This is a genomic window from Pseudomonas sp. GW822-FHT03F04, from assembly GCF_058801405.1.
Genome location: NZ_JBXANF010000001.1, coordinates 391,511 through 408,458 on the forward strand (window position 1 = coordinate 391,511; position 16,948 = coordinate 408,458).

General features: G+C 61.8%; 17 protein-coding genes. 7 read left to right on the top strand and 10 right to left on the bottom strand.

Annotated features, from left to right (window positions below):
• Positions 1-23: 23 nt before the first annotated feature.
• Positions 24-479, bottom strand: coding sequence for a YaiI/YqxD family protein (locus AC1RMX_RS01825; RefSeq protein WP_493070481.1), 456 nt, complete (start codon positions 477-479; stop codon positions 24-26).
• Between the two features lie 4 nt (positions 480-483).
• Entirely contained in the window at positions 484-2,379 is a 1,896-nt protein-coding gene (locus AC1RMX_RS01830; protein WP_493070212.1) for an FTR1 family protein, read from the bottom strand.
• Between the two features lie 151 nt (positions 2,380-2,530).
• Here AC1RMX_RS01830 and AC1RMX_RS01835 point away from each other — a divergent pair, with 151 nt between their 5' ends.
• From AC1RMX_RS01835 to AC1RMX_RS01855, 5 genes are all read left to right on the top strand, one after another.
• A complete protein-coding gene (locus tag AC1RMX_RS01835) occupies positions 2,531-3,904 on the top strand; it encodes a COG3014 family protein (RefSeq protein ID WP_096817378.1) in 1,374 nt (457 codons plus the stop codon).
• A gap of 202 nt (positions 3,905-4,106) precedes the next feature.
• Positions 4,107-5,501 (top strand): COG3014 family protein, encoded by a 1,395-nt coding sequence (locus tag AC1RMX_RS01840; RefSeq protein ID WP_102619623.1) that lies wholly within the window; start codon positions 4,107-4,109, stop codon positions 5,499-5,501.
• A gap of 15 nt (positions 5,502-5,516) precedes the next feature.
• Positions 5,517-5,891, top strand: coding sequence for a YcfL family putative periplasmic lipoprotein (locus AC1RMX_RS01845; protein WP_096817374.1), 375 nt, complete (start codon positions 5,517-5,519; stop codon positions 5,889-5,891).
• Positions 5,892-5,927: 36 nt separating this feature from the next.
• Positions 5,928-6,515: a penicillin-binding protein activator LpoB gene (gene lpoB / locus AC1RMX_RS01850; protein WP_096817372.1), complete on the top strand. Its 588-nt coding sequence runs from the start codon at positions 5,928-5,930 to the stop codon at positions 6,513-6,515.
• A gap of 3 nt (positions 6,516-6,518) precedes the next feature.
• Positions 6,519-7,262, top strand: a complete 744-nt coding sequence (locus AC1RMX_RS01855) for a penicillin-binding protein activator LpoB (RefSeq protein ID WP_096817370.1) — start codon at positions 6,519-6,521, stop codon at positions 7,260-7,262.
• Between the two features lie 60 nt (positions 7,263-7,322).
• Here AC1RMX_RS01855 and AC1RMX_RS01860 read toward each other — a convergent pair whose 3' ends face one another.
• From AC1RMX_RS01860 to AC1RMX_RS01870, 3 genes are all read right to left on the bottom strand, one after another.
• Positions 7,323-7,955 (bottom strand): LysE family transporter, encoded by a 633-nt coding sequence (locus AC1RMX_RS01860; protein WP_493070214.1) that lies wholly within the window; start codon positions 7,953-7,955, stop codon positions 7,323-7,325.
• A 114-nt stretch (positions 7,956-8,069) separates the two neighbouring features.
• A complete protein-coding gene (locus AC1RMX_RS01865) occupies positions 8,070-8,651 on the bottom strand; it encodes a mechanosensitive ion channel family protein (protein ID WP_096817368.1) in 582 nt (193 codons plus the stop codon).
• Entirely contained in the window at positions 8,651-10,561 is a 1,911-nt protein-coding gene (locus AC1RMX_RS01870) for an ATP-binding cassette domain-containing protein (RefSeq protein ID WP_096817366.1), read from the bottom strand. Before AC1RMX_RS01870 ends, AC1RMX_RS01865 begins: the two co-directional genes overlap by 1 nt.
• 50 nt (positions 10,562-10,611) lie before the next feature.
• Here AC1RMX_RS01870 and AC1RMX_RS01875 point away from each other — a divergent pair, with 50 nt between their 5' ends.
• Positions 10,612-11,073: a TIGR02444 family protein gene (locus AC1RMX_RS01875; RefSeq protein WP_493070216.1), complete on the top strand. Its 462-nt coding sequence runs from the start codon at positions 10,612-10,614 to the stop codon at positions 11,071-11,073.
• On the opposite strand, the gene AC1RMX_RS01880 is transcribed toward AC1RMX_RS01875, so the two are convergent.
• Positions 11,070-12,236 (bottom strand): AlgP family protein, encoded by a 1,167-nt coding sequence (locus tag AC1RMX_RS01880; protein WP_102620730.1) that lies wholly within the window; start codon positions 12,234-12,236, stop codon positions 11,070-11,072. The genes AC1RMX_RS01875 and AC1RMX_RS01880 overlap by 4 nt on opposite strands.
• A gap of 192 nt (positions 12,237-12,428) precedes the next feature.
• Here AC1RMX_RS01880 and AC1RMX_RS01885 point away from each other — a divergent pair, with 192 nt between their 5' ends.
• A complete protein-coding gene (locus AC1RMX_RS01885; protein ID WP_493070218.1) occupies positions 12,429-13,094 on the top strand; it encodes an FKBP-type peptidyl-prolyl cis-trans isomerase in 666 nt (221 codons plus the stop codon).
• Positions 13,095-13,153: 59 nt separating this feature from the next.
• Here AC1RMX_RS01885 and rsd read toward each other — a convergent pair whose 3' ends face one another.
• The 4 genes from rsd to AC1RMX_RS01905 form a co-directional block, all read right to left on the bottom strand.
• The gene (gene rsd, locus AC1RMX_RS01890) at positions 13,154-13,612 is read right to left on the bottom strand and encodes a sigma D regulator (RefSeq protein ID WP_085731442.1); all 459 of its coding nucleotides are present in this window, start codon (positions 13,610-13,612) and stop codon (positions 13,154-13,156) included.
• Positions 13,613-13,797: 185 nt separating this feature from the next.
• Positions 13,798-14,349, bottom strand: coding sequence for a disulfide bond formation protein B (locus AC1RMX_RS01895; RefSeq protein WP_493070220.1), 552 nt, complete (start codon positions 14,347-14,349; stop codon positions 13,798-13,800).
• 217 nt (positions 14,350-14,566) lie between these two features.
• On the bottom strand, positions 14,567-15,805 hold the full coding sequence (locus tag AC1RMX_RS01900) for a heme biosynthesis protein HemY (protein ID WP_102620729.1): 1,239 nt from the start codon (positions 15,803-15,805) through the stop codon (positions 14,567-14,569).
• Complete coding sequence (locus AC1RMX_RS01905; protein ID WP_493070222.1) at positions 15,802-16,944, bottom strand: uroporphyrinogen-III C-methyltransferase; 1,143 nt, start codon at positions 16,942-16,944, stop codon at positions 15,802-15,804. The genes AC1RMX_RS01900 and AC1RMX_RS01905 overlap by 4 nt, the downstream gene beginning before the upstream one ends.
• Positions 16,945-16,948 lie beyond the last annotated feature (4 nt).

Below are 16,948 nucleotides of genomic sequence, written 5' to 3' on the forward strand. Positions count from 1 at the left end.
CGCGCTGCGTGGGAATGATTGCCTCAGGACTGGCGCGCCAACCGCGTCAGGATCCGGTCCAGCGCATTGGCGAACGCCTGCTTCTCCCGGTCGCCGAACGGCGCCGGGCCGCCGCTGACCTGGCCCTGCTCACGCAGATCGGTGAACAGGTTGCGTGTCGCCAGCCGTTCACCCATGTTCTGCGCGTCGAACTCTTTGCCTCGCGGGTCCAGCGCTACAACGCCTTTCTTCACCAGCCGGTCGGCCAGCGGGATATCGCTGCAGATCACCAGTTCGCCCGGCACCGCGTGTTCCACCAGATAATCATCCGCCGCATCCGGGCCGCTCGGCACCACGATCAGCTTGACGATGGCCAGCGCCGGTTTGCTTTGCGGCTGCCCCGCCACCAGCACCACCTCGAAGCGGCGCTTGAGGGCGAACTTCACCACCAACTCCTTGGCCATCTTCGGGCAGGCGTCGGCATCGATCCATACGCGCATCATCTCAAGCCGCCACTCGGCGCTTTTCAGCCACCCAACTGCGGCCATACAGCACGATGATCGCCGCAATCGCCACAGCCTGAGCCGTCAGCGAGTAGGCGTCGGCATGAATCCCCAGCCATTCGAAATCGAAGAACGCCACCGGGCGAGTGCCGAAAATCCCGGCCTCCTGCAGCGCCTTCACACCATGACCGGCAAACACCACCGACAGCGCGCAGAGCAGCGCCGCGTTGATGCTGAAGAACAGTGCCAGCGGCAGTTTCGCCGAGCCGCGCAGTATCACCCACGCCAGACCGAACAGCAGCACCAGCGCCGTCGCCCCACCCGCCAACACCGCGTTGTGCCCGGCAGGCCCCGCCTGCAACCACAGGGTTTCGTAGAACAGGATCACCTCGAACAGCTCGCGGTACACCGAGAAGAACGCCAGGATCGCGAAGCCGAATCGACCACCGCCACCGACCAGGCTCTGCTTGATGTAGTCCTGCCAGGCCGCTGCGTGGCGACGGTCGTGCATCCACACCCCGAGCCACAGCACCATGACACTGGCGAACAGCGCGGTGGCGCCTTCCAGCAGTTCGCGCTGGGAGCCGCTGACATCGATCACGTACGCCGCCAGCGCCCAGGTGCCGAGACCGGCCAACAGCGCCAGGCCCCAGCCGACGTTGACGCTGCGCACCGCCGATTGCTGGCCGGTATTGCGCAGGAACGCGAGGATCGCCGCCAGCACCAGAATCGCTTCCAGCCCTTCACGCAACAGAATCAGCAGCCCGGAGATGTAACTCAGCGACCAGCTCAGTCCGTCGCTGCCCAGCAGGCCGGCGGATTCCTTGAGTTTGGCCTTGGCCGCGTCGAGGCGCTGCTCGGCCTGCTCGACCGACAAGCCATCCTGCAGCGATTGCCGGTAGGCCATCAGGGATTTTTCGGTGTCCTTGCGCACGTTGGCGTCGACGTTATCCAGTGAGCTTTCGACCAGTTCGAAGCCTTCCAGATACGCGGCAACGGACAAGTCATAAGCCTGATCACGCTCGCCGGCGCGGTAAGCGGCAAGGCTCTTGTCCAGCGTCGCGGCGGTGTAGTCGAGCAACTGCGCCGGGCCTCGCTTGACCTGCGGCGGTTGCGCCCGCTGTGCGCGGAAGGTCGCGGCCGCGGCCGGGCCTTCGGCGGCCTGCACTTCGGCCGGTGTCTGACGGGCGAGGTCGGCGATGTTGTAGGTCTTGTCGGTTTTGGCCGTGGCCGGATCGGCGCTGAACTGAGCGATATAGGTCGCCAGATCCCAGCGCTGACGATCGTCCAGTTGATCGGCGAAGGGCGGCATGTCGGTGCCTTCGACGCCCTGGCCGAGGGTGTTGTAGATCGCGTACAGGCTCAGGTGATCCAGGCGCGCCGCATCACGCAGGTTGGCCGGCGCGGGCTCCATGCCGACACCCGCAGGGCCATCGCCGGCACCGTTGGTGCCATGACACACCGAGCAGTGCTGGGTATAGAGCGGCGCGCCACGGGTCGGATCCGGGGTGATGATCGGGGCCTGGCTGACTTCATAGGCCACCGCCAGTTTCGCCCCCAGTTGCCGGGCCTGACGGGCGACGTCCGCGCCGTCCTGCTTGGCGGTGATGGCGGCGAGCAGAGCGTCGATGCCTTGCTCCAGACCAACCTTCTCCGGTTTGGCCGGCATGCCGGCAATCAAGCCTTGCAGCGCGCGGGTGAACTCCAGTTGTTCACGGTATTCGGCATCGTCGATGACCTTGCCCGCCTCTACCGTTGGCGGGTAATCGGCGCTGATGTAATCGAGCAGGTGCAGCGCTTGCGGCGCGCCTTCCACGGTTTCGGCCAGCAGATTGAAGCTGCTCAGGGCAAACAACGGGAACACCAGCCAGGCCAGGAATCGGGACGAGGCAGTCATGAAGGGGTCTCAATTGGAAATGCGAAGTAACACATTGTTCACGTCGCGGAAGCCTGACTCAAGCTTTCTCTCCAATCTCCGGCACATAGCCATCGCCCGCCCCTATAATCCGACACCTCCCGCCTCACTGTTCAAGGACGAGCTGCACTCCATGCGCCAATGCCTGCTGTTCCCGGTGTTAATCGGCACGATCCTGCAACTGAGCGGGTGCGCCGCCTACCGCAATTACGATCTGGAGATGCAACAGACCAATGCCCAGTTGATGCGCGGCGACTTTCAGGGCGCGCTGGATCTGCTGGAATGGCACAACCCCTGGGAAGACAAGGATCTGCTCTATTACTTCGAAAAGGGCTCGATACTCAGCTTCGCCAACGCCTTGCCGCAGAGTCAGACGGCCTGGCGCAGCGCCGACCGCATGGTGTTTCAACGTGAAGAGGTCGTGCCTTCTGCGCCCATGAAGCTGCTCAATCAGTTCTCCTATGAAATGGGCACGATGCTGGTCAACGACAAGTTGAGCCGCTACGACGGCTACGACTACGAAAAGGTCATGCTGACCACGCAGATGGCCCTCAACCAACTGGCCGTCGGCGATTTCGACGGCGCCCGGGCCGACATCAAGAAAACCCACGAGCGCGAAACACTGATTGCCCGTCAACGGGAACGTCAGTACGAGGAACTCGAGGAGCAGGCCAAGACTCAAGGCATCTCCGTGCAATACAAGGATCTGCAGGGCTATCCGGTCCAGACCCTGAATGCGCCGGCGGTGATTGAACTGAAAAACGGCTACCAGAGTGCCTTCAGCCATTACCTGGCCGGATTCACCTATGAAGCGCTGGGCGAGCGGGGTCTGGCGGCTCCGGGCTATCGCCAGGCAATCGAGTTGCGCCCGAATACACCGTTCCTCGAACAGGCGCTGCGCAACCTCGACAAGCCACCGGCCAACAATGATGAAAGCGACGTGCTGATCGTCGTCCAGAGCGGTCTGGCCCCGGCTCGCAGCTCCGTCAGCGTGCCGATCCCGGTGCGGCTCAATGAAAACCTGGTCATTACCGCGCCGATCTCCTTTCCCATCCTGGTGCCGGACACTGTCACACCGGCGTTCGACCACATCATGGTGGATGGCCGCAAACGGCCGCTGACCGCGATCAACAGCGTCACCGACATGGCATTTCGCACGTTACGCGACGATATGCCGGCGATCATTTCCCGGGCGATGTTCCGCGCCAACATGGCGGCCATTTCTCAGGCCCATGAAAATGAACGCAACCCGGCCAAGGCCTCGCTGGTCGTCACTGAGCACGACCCCTTTGAAGAAGCGGATACGCGAACCTGGCGCACCCTGCCAGACAAGACACTGGTGGCACGGCTGCGGCTGAAAAAGGGCAATCATCAGTTCGGCGCCCCCAATGTGCCGGGTGCCGCACCGGTCACCCTGCGGATCGATCGCGATCATCAATTGGTCAACTTGAGACTTTTGAGCGATATCGGCAATGCGATCGGCAATGCCGGGCTGCCTGATAAGTAGTGGCACAGAACTAACCGGTGCGATTAAAAAGCTATTACATAGCCAGCATCGGCCGCCTATAATGCCGCGCCCTCGTTATCGCGATGCGGCATTAAAGCTCCTCTGATTATGAGGAATTGGCAGGAGGCCAACGCCACTGCCGATCGGTCCCAGCAGCCCGACCCGCACCCGAGGCTGTCGCTACTCATGGAAGAAGTACCCCATGGCATTCCGCGCTCCCACTCTGATCGCGCTTGGCGCAGTCACCCTGCTGTCCGGCTGTTCGGCGTTTCGCAACTACGATTCCGAACTGGCCCAGACCAACCAGCAACTGGCCACCGGCAACGTCGACGCCGCCCTGACCCTGCTGGAAAAGAACAACACCGGTCCAGACAAGGACCTGCTCTACTACTTCGAAAAAGGCGAACTGCTGCGCGCCAAGGGTGATCTGTCCGGCAGCCAGAACGCCTGGACCAGCGCCGACCAGGTAGTGGGCAAGTGGGAAGACTCGGTCAAGCTCGACACCGACAAATACCTGGCCCAGTTCGGCAGCTTCCTGGTCAACGACAAGGTTCGTCGCTACGAAGGCTACGACTACGAAAAAGTCATGCTGACCACGCAGATGGCCCTGAACCTGCTGGCGGTCAACGATTTCGACGGCGCCCGCACCGCGATCAAAAAGACCCACGAACGTGAAGCCGTGATCGCCGACCTGCGCGACAAGGAATACCTCAAGAGCGAAGAGGAAGCCGAGAAGGAAGGCATCAAGACCCAGTACAAGGACCTGCAAGGCTACCCGGTCGCCAGCCTCGACGCCCCGGAAGTGGTCGGCCTGAAGAACAGCTACCAGAGCGCGTTCAGCCACTACCTGGCCGGTTTCGTCTACGAAGCCCTGGACGAAAAAGACCTGGCGGCACCGGGTTATCGCAAGGCCGCCGAGCTGCGCCCGAACACGCCGCTGCTGGAACAGGCGCTGGTCAACCTGGACAAACCGGTCAAGAGCGATGACAGCGACATCCTGATCGTGGTGCAAAGCGGTCTGGCACCGGCCCGCGACTCGATCCGCGTCCCGCTGCCGCTGCCGATCTCCAACAGCGTGGTGATCACCCCGTTGTCGTTCCCGATCATCAAGCCTGACACCTCGACCGCGCCGTTCGCGCAGATCGGTGTCGACGGCCAGCAACTGAACCTGACCGCCCTCAACAGCACCACTGCCATGTCCCGCCGCGCCCTGCGCGATGACATGCCGGGGATCATCGTACGCACCATGGTGCGCGCGATCACCAAAGGCGTGGCGCAGAAGAAGATCAACGAAACCAACCCGCTGGCGGGCCTGGCGGTCGGTATCTCTTCAGCTGTGCTCGAAGGTGCCGATACCCGTACGTGGCGTACCTTGCCGGACACCACCCAGGTGGTGCGTCTGCGCCTGAAAAAGGGTGAGCATCAGGTTACCCTGCCGAGCGCCGTGGGTGGTTCGGTGGTCAAGATCACCGTCGATCAGCGTTATCAGGTGATCACCCTGCGCGCCGTGGGCAACCAGGTGTTTGCCGCCGGGCTCGCCGCCCACGTGATCCCGAGCGCCAACGCCACTGCTGTGGCCAGCCTCAAACAACCTTAAGAACGGAGTCTTTGCATGCGTTTCAAACTCTTCGCCGTCGCCGCCCTCGCCTTGCTGGCCAGCGGCTGCGCCACCCCGCCACCACCGGAGCCGGGCAGCGCCGCGAGCAAGGTCGTGGCCATGGGCCCGCAGAAACACATCGCGGTCGGTGCCATGCGCGTCGCCCGTGAGAACGGCTTCATGACCGTCAATGTGCAGTTGACCAACACCCTCAACAGCAACAAGACGTTCTACTACCGCTTCGCCTGGCTCGGCGCGGAAGGCTTTCCGATTGCCGAAGAAGAAGTCTGGAAGAGCCAGATGATGTACGGCGCCCAGACCAGCTTCATTCAGGGAATCGCCCCGACACCGAAAGCCGTGGATTTCCGTCTGGAACTCAAGACGCCTTAAGCCCGACACCCTATTCCTGATTCAGAGAGCATTCCCATGTTTGCACGCTTTTCCTTCATCGCCGTCATCGCCCTGCTGGCCAGCGGTTGCGCCAACACTTCGCCGACCCTGGGCAGCAAGAACATCAGCTACGGCGACACCAAGGCCGTTGAAACCGTGACCAACGAGTTCGGTTCGACCGACCTGCAGATGATCGCCGAGTCGATGACCCGTTCCCTCGCCCAGTCCGGCATTCTGCAGGGCCGCCCTGTGGTGCAGGTCTACGACGTCAAGAACAAGACCAGCGAATACATCGACACCCGTGAAATCACCACCAGCATCAAGACTCAGCTGATGAAGTCCGGCGCCGCCCGTTTCGCCAGCGACAACACCGCCATGCAGAGCCAAGTCGATCAGCTCAAGCTGCAAAACCAGAGCGGCCTGTACAAGAAGAACACCGTGGCCAAGACCGGCAACATGATCGCCGCCAAATACCGTCTTGAAGGTTCGATCAGCTCGATCGTCAAGCGCAGCAGCGACTACAAGGACGTCTTCTACAAATTCAGCCTGCAACTGATCGACGTTGAAAGCGGTCTGGCCGAGTGGATGGACGAGAAAGAGATCCGCAAAACCACGGAGCGTTAATTGATGCGCGCATGGATTGGCATGATGGCCCTGGCTTGCGCGTTCAGCGCGCAAGCGGCCCCGAAAGTCGCGGTAACGGATCTGGCGTACCAGGAACGTGTGGAGCAATACATCCACATCGTTTCGTCGAAGAACAATTACCGCGAGGGCTACTACAGCTCCAGCGGTTCTTCGAGCTACGACGAGTTCGAAGCCAACACCAGTTACATCGAGCAGGCCGAGCTGCGCAAATTCACCGGCGACATCAAGGGTGAAATCCTGCGCACCGGCATGTTCCAGTTGATCCAGGGCACGCCATACACTGCCTCGTCCAAGGGTGACATCTACGATGTGATCAAGCGGATCAAGGCCGGCAACTTCAAGGGCGCCGACTACGTGCTGTTCGGCACGGTGTCTGACATCGACTTCACCCAGGACATGAACGAGCTGGCGAACACCGACAGCTATTCGGCCGTTCTGGGCCTGACGTTGGTGGCGGATTTCAGCCTGATCAACACCAAGACCTACGAAATCACCTCGGCCTTCACGGCGATGGGTGAAGCACAGGACACCAAACTGGTGAACCACCGCGACATCAAGATCTCTCTCAACCGCCCACGGGTGGTGCGTGATGTCTCGAAAGCGCTGGGCGAAGACGTCGCCGGACAGCTGAGCATGCAGCTCGGTGGCAACGGTTACGAGCAACCGCGCGAACCGCAGCAGCGCAACAATCTGCCGCGTGATACGGCGCCGGTGATTCTTCACTGACCGACTGCCGAAAACGAAAAAGGCGACCTGAAAAGGTCGCCTTTTTTATGCCTGCCCGCTTTACGCGGCGGCTTTGCGCAACGTCGCCATGAACGCCGCCGCACCGATGAACAGCCCGGCAAACGTGCGGCTCATGCGCTTCTGCTGGGTCGGTGTGCGCAGCAGGCGCAGCACCTTCGACGCCAGCCCGGTGTAGCCGGCCATGACGATCAGGTCGACGCAGATCATGGTCACGCCGATCACCACGTACTGGATCAGCAACGGCGCGTGAGGGTTGATGAACTGTGGCAGCACCGCCAGCATGAACACCAGAGCCTTGGGGTTGCTGATGTTCACCAGGAACCCACGGAATACCAGCGCCATCGGCCGACCGATCGGGCGTACCGCCGCGTCATCGCTCATGTCCATCGGCAGTGCGCGCCACTGCTTGATCGCCAGATAAATCAGGTACGCGACACCGAACCATTTGATCGCATGGAACGCGGTGGCCGAAGCGGTGAGGATGGCGCCGACACCGGCGCCGACGATGGCAATCTGCAGGGCCAGACCCAGTTGCAGGCCCAGGGCGTTCCAGTAACCGCGCCAGAAACCGTATTGCAGACCGCTGGACATCGACGCAATCGCGCCGGCACCAGGAGAAAGGCTGATCACCCAGCAGGCGGCAAAAAACGCCAGCCATGTTTGAAGCTCCATCGCACACCTCGACTCGGACTCGTGACAAACGTCCAAGCTAATGCGATTCAGGCTGGATGACTACCGATTTTTTTCAGGATGTTGCGGCTGCCGACCAACGTGGCCGGCGCCCGATCACTTTTCGAAACCGCTGGAAGGAAACACATCCGACCCGCGCCAGCGTCGCACGGAGCGTTGGAAGAACAGGCTGTTGGGCACCTGCACCATGGCGCTGCCGGTGCCGAGTTCTTCGGCTTCGATCAGCGTGGTGTAGAGCAGATTGATCGCCACCACCCGGCCTTTGACGCCGGGCTTGTCGGTGGTGTCCACCAGCTCCACCACATCGCCCAGACGAAACGGGCCGACGGTGAAGATCAGAATCGCACAGAGCAGGTTCGACAGCACACTCCACATGGCGAAGAACGCCACCGCCGCGACGGCGACGAAGCCGGACAACGCCGTCCACAGCACCGTGGCGGAGACTCCGAGGCGTTCCAGCACGAAGATCAGCGCGCTGCCCATGATCAGCCAACGCAGCCCCCCGCGCAGCGGCATCAGCAGCTGCGGCGGGAACGGATACTTCTCGCCCAGGCGTGTCAGGAATCGGGCGACGACGCGCTGGGCGAAGTAACCGGCCAGCAGGATCAGCAGAATCTGCACGCCCAGCCAGATCGGCTCGATCCACACCGCTGGCAGCGGCAGCTTGAACGCGTCCATCAGGACAGCGCCTCCAGCTCCGACTGCATGCTTTCCAGGGTTTCCAGCGCTTGCATCCACGCCTCTTCAAGTTCGCCTTCGCGCACTTTCAGCTTGGCCTGTTCGGCCAGCAGGTCGCGCAATTCGTTCTTGCGCGCCGGCTCGTAGATGTCACTGTCGCCGAGGCTGGCATCGACCTTCGCCAGCTTCTCGTGCAGCTTGCCGAGTTCGGCTTCGAGCTTGTCGGCCTCGCGCTTGTGCGGCGCCAGTTGCTGGCGCAACGCGGCAGCAGCCTGACGCTGGGCCTTCTTGTCGGTCTTGTCCGGGTTGACCGGCGTGTTACTGACCGGGGCGTTGCGCTGGCGGTATTCCACCAGCCAGCGGGCGTAGTCTTCGAGGTCGCCATCGAACTCTTCGACCTTGCCGTCCGCGACCAGGTAGAAGTTGTCGGTGGTGCTCTTGAGCAGATGCCGATCGTGGGAAACCACCAGTACCGCGCCACTGAATTCCTGCAACGCCATGGTCAGCGCCAGGCGCATTTCCAGATCGAGGTGGTTGGTCGGTTCGTCGAGCAGCAACAGGTTCGGCCGTTCCCAGGCAATCAACGCCAGGGCCAGACGCGCTTTCTCACCACCGGAGAAATTCAGTACCGGCTCGTCGAGTCGCGCACCACGGAAGTCGAAACCACCGAGGAAGTCGCGCAGGGTCTGCTCACGCTCGGTCGGCGCCAGGCGCTGCAAGTGCAGCAACGGGCTGGCCTTGGCGTCCAGCGAGTCGAGCTGATGCTGGGCGAAGTAGCCGACGACGGTGTTTTCGCCACGGGTCAGGCGCCCGGCCAACGGTTCGAGTTCGCCGGCGAGGTTCTTGATCAGGGTCGACTTGCCCGCGCCGTTGGGGCCGAGCAAGCCGATCCGCGCGCCGGGGGTCAGTTGCAGCTTGACCTTCTCCAGCACGGTTCTGTCGCCGTAGCCCAGGTTGGCATCGGACAGGTCGATCAGCGTGCTGGAAATCTTGGTCGATTCACGGAACACGAAGTCGAACGGCGAATCGACGTGGGCCGCCGACAGCTCTTCCATCCGTTCCAGCGCCTTGATCCGGCTCTGGGCCTGACGGGCCTTGGTGGCCTGGGCCTTGAAGCGGGCGATGTAGCTTTCCATGTGCGCACGTTGCGCCTGCTGCTTCTCGTAGGCCTGTTGCTGCTGGGCCAGACGTTCGGCACGGGCGCGTTCGAACGCGGTGTAGCCGCCACGGTAGAGGGTCAGCTTGCGCTGATCGACGTGGGCCACATGATCGACGACTTCATCGAGGAAATCCCGGTCGTGGGAGATCAGCAATAACGTGCCGGGGTAACTTTTCAGCCACTCTTCGAGCCAGATGATGGCATCGAGGTCCAAGTGGTTGGTCGGTTCGTCGAGCAGCAGCAGGTCCGATGGGCACATCAAAGCCTGCGCAAGGTTCAGACGCATCCGCCAGCCACCGGAGAAATCTCCTACCTGACGATCCATCTGCTCATTGGTGAAACCGAGACCGGCCAGCAACTTGCGCGCACGCGCATCGGCGGTGTAGCCGTCGGCGCTGTCGAGTTCGATGTGCAGGCGGGCCAGTGCGGTGCCGTCGTGAGCCTCTTCGGCTGCCGCGAGCTCACGCTGCACTTTGCGCAGACGCAGGTCGCCGTCGAGCACATAGTCGACCGCCAGCCGCTCGAGGGTGTCGACCTCCTGGCGCATGTGGGCGATACGCCAGTCGGCCGGCAGCAGGCAATCGCCCGAGTCCGGGTGCAACTCACCGCGCAGCAAGGCGAACAGGCTGGATTTGCCGGCGCCGTTGGCACCGATGAGGCCGGCTTTGTGGCCGGCGTGCAGGGTCAGCTCGGCGTCTTCTAGCAGACGTTGCGGGCCACGCTGTAAAGTCAGGTTCTGAAGTCGGATCATAATGGCGGCGGAGTCTACCAGCTTCGCTCACAACTGGCGCGAGTAGCACGATGTCCTCTGACCTGTGGAGCTTTGCCCTTGCCGTCTATGCCCGTCCCGGCGTAGAGGATGCCTGCCTGCGCCTGCAATCGGCGGGGGCCAATGTGTGCCTGATGCTGTGCGGTTTGTGGCTGGAACAGCGCGATGCGACCTGCGACGAGATGCGTGCGAAACAGCTTCGAGAGCTGACCATCCCTTGGGACAAAGAGGTGATTCAACCGCTGCGAGCGATGCGCATGCAGTGGAAAACGCTGACTGACACGGATCCGGTGCTCAAGGGTATGCGCGAGCAGATCAAGGGGCTGGAACTGGAGGCGGAGCGCGCTTTGCTGTCGCGACTTGAAGGCGCGGCGCAGGGCTGGAGGCGCAACTCGAAGGAATCGAGTGACTGGCTGGAGGTTCTGGCCGGCAGTGCGGCCAACCTGAACCGCGACGCGCTGCAAGTGCTGCGCGTCGCGGCGACCGGTGCTTAGGAAGCGCTGGTCGGGTTGCTGGCGACGCTCGACACCGGTGCCGACGATGGCGCGGTGGTGGTCGAGGTAGTGGCGGCGGATGCAGGTGCTGCGGTCGATGCCGGGGTTGCCGGCGCGGCTGGCTTGGCAGCAGGTGCAGTAGCCGGTTTCGCTGCAGCTGGCTTGGCAGCGGCAGGTTTTTTCACGGCAGGTTTTGCGGCGGGTTTCGCTGCTGGCTTGGCGGCAGCCGCTGCTGGTTTAGCGGTAGCTGCTGGCTTGGCCGCAGTAGTTGCAGGCTTGGCGGCGGTGGCCGGTTTTGCAGCAGGTTTAGCCACGGCTTTTACCGCAGGCTTGGCGGCTGGTTTCGCTGCAGGTTTAGCGGCAACCGGTTTGGCCGCGGTTTTGGTTGCTGGCTTGGCAGCAGCCGTTCTGGCCGCAGGTTTTGCTGCCGGTTTAGCGGCGGTTTTGGCGGCTGGTTTTGCAGCCGGTTTGGCAACTGCGGTTTTCGCCGGAGCAGCTTTTGCAGCAGCGGTTCTCGCGGCAGGCTTGGCAGCTGGTTTGGCAGCGGCTGGTTTGGCAGCAGCCGGCTTGGCGGCAGCAGGTTTTGCCGCGACGGTTTTAGCCGCAGGTTTTGCAGCGCTGGCGGCTGCGGGTTTCTTCGCTGCAGGTTTTGCGGCGGCTTTCACTGGCGCTTTTGCCGGGGCTTTGGCAGGTGCCTTGGCCGGGGCTTTTGCAGCAGGTTTGGCGGCCGCTTTTTTCGCAGGCGCCGCTGCCGGCTTGGCCGAACGCAGGGACAACGCCTTGCCGACGGCTTCTTGAACACGACCGACACCCTGGGCCAGTTTCAGGCTTTCCTGGGCATCGCGCTTGAGTTGCAGAATGTAGCTGCGGGTGTCGGACTGGCGATCCTTCAGCGCATCCAGCAGGTCTTCGAGTTCCTTCACGGCACCCTTGGCCTTGGTCTGCGCCTTGGCTTTACCGGCTGCGGCTGCGTCCTGCAATTTGGTGCGGGATTTGTGCAGTTTTTCTTGCGCCTTGCCGCGTTGCTTTTCCAGTTTGGCGAGCAGTTTTTCAGCATCAGCCAAGGCTTGGGAGCAAGCGTTTTCCAAATGTTCGAGCAGGCTGCCCGAGAGCTGTTGGAGTAAGTGCAACGGAGTATTTACAGGCTTCTTGGTGGCCGACATGGTTTACCTCCTGGCTGACGTGAGTGCGGCTCATACTAGACCTCTGCTGCTACCGCCGCTAGGGCATGTTGACAGTATCGAATACACTCGGTTGCAGGCTTGCGAAAAACTTCTGCACATTGCTCAAAGCAGTTCACCGGTGCAGACGTTCGCGCTGGCATAATCCACCGCAATTCAGGACGGAGAGTGCCCATGTCGCGCTACTTTTTTTTATCCCTCTGCATGATCTTTTCGGCGGTTCAGGCCGACGAAAAAAATACCGCGAACGATGCTCATGATCTGGCCTACAGTCTCGGCGCGAGCCTCGGTGAACGGCTGCGTCAAGAAGTGCCGCAGCTACAGATCCAGGCATTGATCGAAGGTCTGCAACAGGCCTATCAAGGCAAGCCGCTGGCCCTGAGCGAGGCACGTATCGAGCAGATCCTGGCCGATCACGAATCGCAGACGGCCGAGCATGCCGCCATGCCGTCGACTGAAGCTGCGATGGAAAACGAGCGACGTTTTCTCACCGCCGAAAAAGCCAAACCGGGAGTGAAAGAGTTGGCCGACGGCATCCTGCTGACCGAGCTGGCGCCGGGGAATGGCAGCAAGGCCGGCCCTGATGGAAAAGTACAGGTGCTGTATGTCGGTCGACTGCCGGACGGCACCGTGTTCGATCAGAACACTCAGCCACAGTGGTTCAATCTCGACAGCGTGATCGCCGGATGGCGCACCGCGCTGCAAAACATGCCGGTGGGTGCGAAGTGGCGATTGGTGATTCCATCGGATCAGGCTTACGGCGCCGACGGTGCCGGCGACTTGATCGCGCCGTTCACACCGCTGGTGTTCGAAGTCGAATTGCGCGGCGCGACCAGTTGATCGCCCAATAAAAAACGGTGCGCTGTTGGCGCACCGTTTTTGTGTCTTGCAGGGTCGGTTCAGGCCTGAACCGAATCCTCTTCCTTATGAGCGGTGTGCAGCACTTCGATCAGGCAGTCTTCCAGTTCGAAGCGCTCGTGGAGCAGCCCACCCAGCTCCTTGAATTTTTCGGCAACGCATTTGCCTTCATCGCAAAGGTCATTGAAGGCCAGCAGTTTTTCCGTGATGACATCGATGCGCGGATAAATCGTCTCGGCCAGTTCCAGGCCGCGCTTGTCGTTGAAGGCCTTGGCCTCGCCCGTCAGCTGTTCGTAGATTTCGAAATGCCCGGCCGACACGTAATCGACCAGCACGCCGCAGAATTCCTGCAAGGGCTTTCGATCCACGGAGAGTGACTGAGGCTCTGCGCCCAGCTTGTCGTAAGCAGCGATCAGCTCCTCACGCTCCTGGAGCCAGCGGTCGATCAGCAGATGAACTCCACCCCAACGTTCCTGAGCATTCTGACAACTTTCGAGCATGGCGATCTCTCTTCCCTTGTGGGTCATGCTGCCCTACTCCCGCGCCCCTTTTTGTGGGTATTGCTTTGAGAGGCGGCCAGGCAGAGCGTCATCGAGCAACACAAATCCAATGACACGTGCGGGCCAGATTATGCCCGCACGCCTATGGCTTCAAGGTACGCAGGAGAGAAAGTTCATACAAGTGTTTAATCCCCGAGCAGCGCCCGGTGCGACGCTTCGCCGCTGAGCGGTCGTTGCAGAGCGCTCCAGGCCAGCCGCAGCAACTGGTAAACCGCCAGGATCGACAGCGCGACGAAGAACAGCAGGCTCCACTCCGGAATGCTCAGGTCAAACAATGTCCAGGACAATTGCGCGCAATCCTCGCTGTCGTTGAACATCCGTGCCAGGGCGCAGAGCCAGGGCAGAGAACTGAAAAGCTCTTCCGGGTTGGGTGCGCATTGCGCCAGGTGATGCATCGAATCACTCTGCAGCAGCACCTGCCGCCAGGCCGCCATCGTTCCACCCAGAGCGGCTGACAACGCGCCAGACCAGTAGAGCGACAGACCGAAACGACTTGGCCCATGCACAGCCGCCACACCACAGCAGGCGGTAAGAATACTCAGGAAAAGCCGTTGCACCAGGCACAGGCTGCAAGGCACCAGGCCGACCGCGTACTCGAGGTAATAGGAAGCTCCCAGCGCCAGTGTTCCCGCCGTGAAAGCCATAAAAAACAGGGAGCGTGAGCAGGTCAACGACATGGGTTATCCGTAACAATAAAGACAGGCAGTTACGGTAGAGGAAAGGGACGCGGCCTTTCAAGGCGGGCCGCTGACGACACTTCACCAGAAGTGTAGGGAAATCCCGACAGGCTTGAGAGGAAAGAATGTAGGCCTCTGTAGGACTTTGCCTCAGAAGCGAATTAGCGGTAACTATTCAGTCGAGAACATGAGCGAGGGAGCGCACTCCCTCGTCCATTCAGGCGTGAACCTGTACCGGCAGAGGCGCCGCCAGCAGACGCTCATCCAACAACCCCAGACCTTCCTGGAACAGCTGGTTGCTGCGCTCGGTATCGCCGAGTCGGGCCAGCAATCGAGCCAGTTCCGCACAGGCTTCCGGGTTGCGCTGCGTACGCAGGCTGCTTTCCAGATAGTCCCTCGCCTTGCCCCACAGACTCGCTTGCAGGCACAGTCGACCGAGTGTCAGCAGCAGGCTCGGGTCGGCGGGATGATCCTTGAGCCAGCCCTCGGCCGCTTGCAATTGACGCGTCGGATCACTGCCGCGCACCAGGCCATAGAGGCGCGCCAGGTGACTGTCGTACTTGCGCTTGAGGGCGTTGCGCAGCACCTCTTCCGCTTCGACCTGAGCGCCGAGCTGGCGCAGTTGCTCAGCGTACGCCAGGACCAGCGGAGGCTCCTGACGCTGCGACGAGGTCAGTTGCTGCCAGGCACGATTGAGCGACTGCAGACCCACCGCGCCATCTTCCTCGCGGTGCGCCGCCAGCGACAGGTTCTCACCCCAGGCACGACGCTCCAGCTCGGCCAGTTCGGCAGGAGGCAGGACCTTGTCCTTGCGCAGTTCGGGCAGCATGCGGATCACCGCCGACCAGTCACCACGCTGTTGATGCAGGCGCTGCAACTGACGCAGGGTCTGAACGTTATGCGGATGACGCTCGCGCATCGCCTGCAAGGTCACCAGCGCACCTTCGGTATCGCCACGGTCGGTTTGCAGTTGCGCATGACTCAAGGCAATCGCCAGCTCAGCCTGAGGCTGACGTTCGAGGGCGCGCTCCAGCAGACGATCACTTTCCTCGTAATTGCCTTGCTCGTTGGCGGCACGGGCGGCGCCAAGGTAATACAGCAACGGTTGACGCTCGGCCTCGGCGGCCCGGTAAAGATGGCGCTGGGCACTGGCCCAGCGACCTTCGGCCAGATCCAGTTGACCGTGCTCGATCGCCACTTGTACGCGTCGACTGCGGTTGCGGCGCGACCACGGATTGACTACGCCACCCGAAGTCAGCACCAGCTCGACCAGCGCCTTGATGCCCCAGATGAGCAGCCATAACACCGCCACCAGCGCCAGCGTTGCCCACAGACTCGACTCATAGCGGAAGCTTTTGTAGGCAACCAGCACGTAACCGGAATGCTCGGCGATCGCCAGACCGAGCGCCGCCGTCGCAGCAATCACCAGAAACACGATGACATACAGACGCTTCATGGCGTGGCCTCCTGCGCGGTGCTGGCAGCAGGTTTGGCGAAGGGTTTCACCGAGTCTTCAGCGTTGACGTTACGTCGCTCAAGATAGGCCTGCACAGCGCTGAGGGTGCCCGCCAGATCCGGGGTGACGACCGTGACCGGTTGCTTGCTCAGCTCCGCCACTTGCTCGAGCATGATTTTGCTCTGCGGGTTGTCCGGGTTGAAATTGCCCTTGAGCACGTCCCGCGCCTCAGCCAATGCCTGGGTGTACACCGGCGCCTGGCCATTGAGGGCGGCCCATTGCGCCTGCTCGAGCGAAAGGCTCAAGGCCAGACGCACCTGGCTCAGGCTCTGACCGGCGAGCAGCGGCCGGACTTTTTTGTCCGCGTTGAAATCGATACGGATGTATCGCGAGATCTGATCCCACCACTGCGACCAGCGACTGGCACCGTCGCCATCGGCAGTCAGACCCAGCAGGGAATCACCGCGATCTTTGTACTCAGGTGCCAGCTCGGTGAGCTCGATGACCTGATCGCGCAACGCACCCAGTCTCAGAAACAGACCGGTACGATCAGGCTGCGCGGTACTGCGCAGCGCCACCAGGGTTTTCGCCACTTGCTCGCGCGCGGCAAACGAACCCGGGTCGTTCTGCTCGCGCAGGATTTCATCGGCGCCCTGCACCAGCGCCTGAGCGCTGCTGATGTCCTGCAAGGCAGAAAGACGCAGACTGGCCAGACGCAACAAGTGCTCAGCCTCGGCCAGGCGCCAGTCCTTGCGGCTGGCACCGAGAACCGTTTCCAGACGTTGATTGAGGCGCTGCTGATCACCTTGAAGCTGCGTCACCAGACGCTGGCGGTCGGCGAGTTCGTCAGCGCCCGGCAACTGCCCGAGACGCTCGGTCAGACGCTGGTCGTTGAGCTTCAGGGTCTGGGCCTGGTCACTCAACGCCTGTACCTGACTCAATTGCTCCTGAGTGTTGGCTTGCAGGTGTCGCACCTGCCAGACACCCCAGCCACCCACTGCGATACCGGTAGCGCCGAGCAGCAGCGCGACAATGGCCAATCCGTTGCCTCGGCGCGGTTCAGCGGCCGGTGGCGGTACTTCAACCGGTGCATCGATCACAGGTTGAACGTCATCTTTAGGCAAGGCTGTTTCGCTCACGTAT

Coding starts and splice junctions, on each gene's coding strand:
- AC1RMX_RS01825 (WP_493070481.1), bottom strand. CDS start 479: ATGCGCGTATGGATCGATGCCGACGCCTGCCCGAAGATGGCCAAGGAG.
- AC1RMX_RS01830 (WP_493070212.1), bottom strand. CDS start 2,379: ATGACTGCCTCGTCCCGATTCCTGGCCTGGCTGGTGTTCCCGTTGTTT.
- AC1RMX_RS01835 (WP_096817378.1), top strand. CDS start 2,531: ATGCGCCAATGCCTGCTGTTCCCGGTGTTAATCGGCACGATCCTGCAA.
- AC1RMX_RS01840 (WP_102619623.1), top strand. CDS start 4,107: ATGGCATTCCGCGCTCCCACTCTGATCGCGCTTGGCGCAGTCACCCTG.
- AC1RMX_RS01845 (WP_096817374.1), top strand. CDS start 5,517: ATGCGTTTCAAACTCTTCGCCGTCGCCGCCCTCGCCTTGCTGGCCAGC.
- lpoB (WP_096817372.1), top strand. CDS start 5,928: ATGTTTGCACGCTTTTCCTTCATCGCCGTCATCGCCCTGCTGGCCAGC.
- AC1RMX_RS01855 (WP_096817370.1), top strand. CDS start 6,519: ATGCGCGCATGGATTGGCATGATGGCCCTGGCTTGCGCGTTCAGCGCG.
- AC1RMX_RS01860 (WP_493070214.1), bottom strand. CDS start 7,955: ATGGAGCTTCAAACATGGCTGGCGTTTTTTGCCGCCTGCTGGGTGATC.
- AC1RMX_RS01865 (WP_096817368.1), bottom strand. CDS start 8,651: ATGGACGCGTTCAAGCTGCCGCTGCCAGCGGTGTGGATCGAGCCGATC.
- AC1RMX_RS01870 (WP_096817366.1), bottom strand. CDS start 10,561: ATGATCCGACTTCAGAACCTGACTTTACAGCGTGGCCCGCAACGTCTG.
- AC1RMX_RS01875 (WP_493070216.1), top strand. CDS start 10,612: ATGTCCTCTGACCTGTGGAGCTTTGCCCTTGCCGTCTATGCCCGTCCC.
- AC1RMX_RS01880 (WP_102620730.1), bottom strand. CDS start 12,236: ATGTCGGCCACCAAGAAGCCTGTAAATACTCCGTTGCACTTACTCCAA.
- AC1RMX_RS01885 (WP_493070218.1), top strand. CDS start 12,429: ATGTCGCGCTACTTTTTTTTATCCCTCTGCATGATCTTTTCGGCGGTT.
- rsd (WP_085731442.1), bottom strand. CDS start 13,612: ATGCTCGAAAGTTGTCAGAATGCTCAGGAACGTTGGGGTGGAGTTCAT.
- AC1RMX_RS01895 (WP_493070220.1), bottom strand. CDS start 14,349: ATGTCGTTGACCTGCTCACGCTCCCTGTTTTTTATGGCTTTCACGGCG.
- AC1RMX_RS01900 (WP_102620729.1), bottom strand. CDS start 15,805: ATGAAGCGTCTGTATGTCATCGTGTTTCTGGTGATTGCTGCGACGGCG.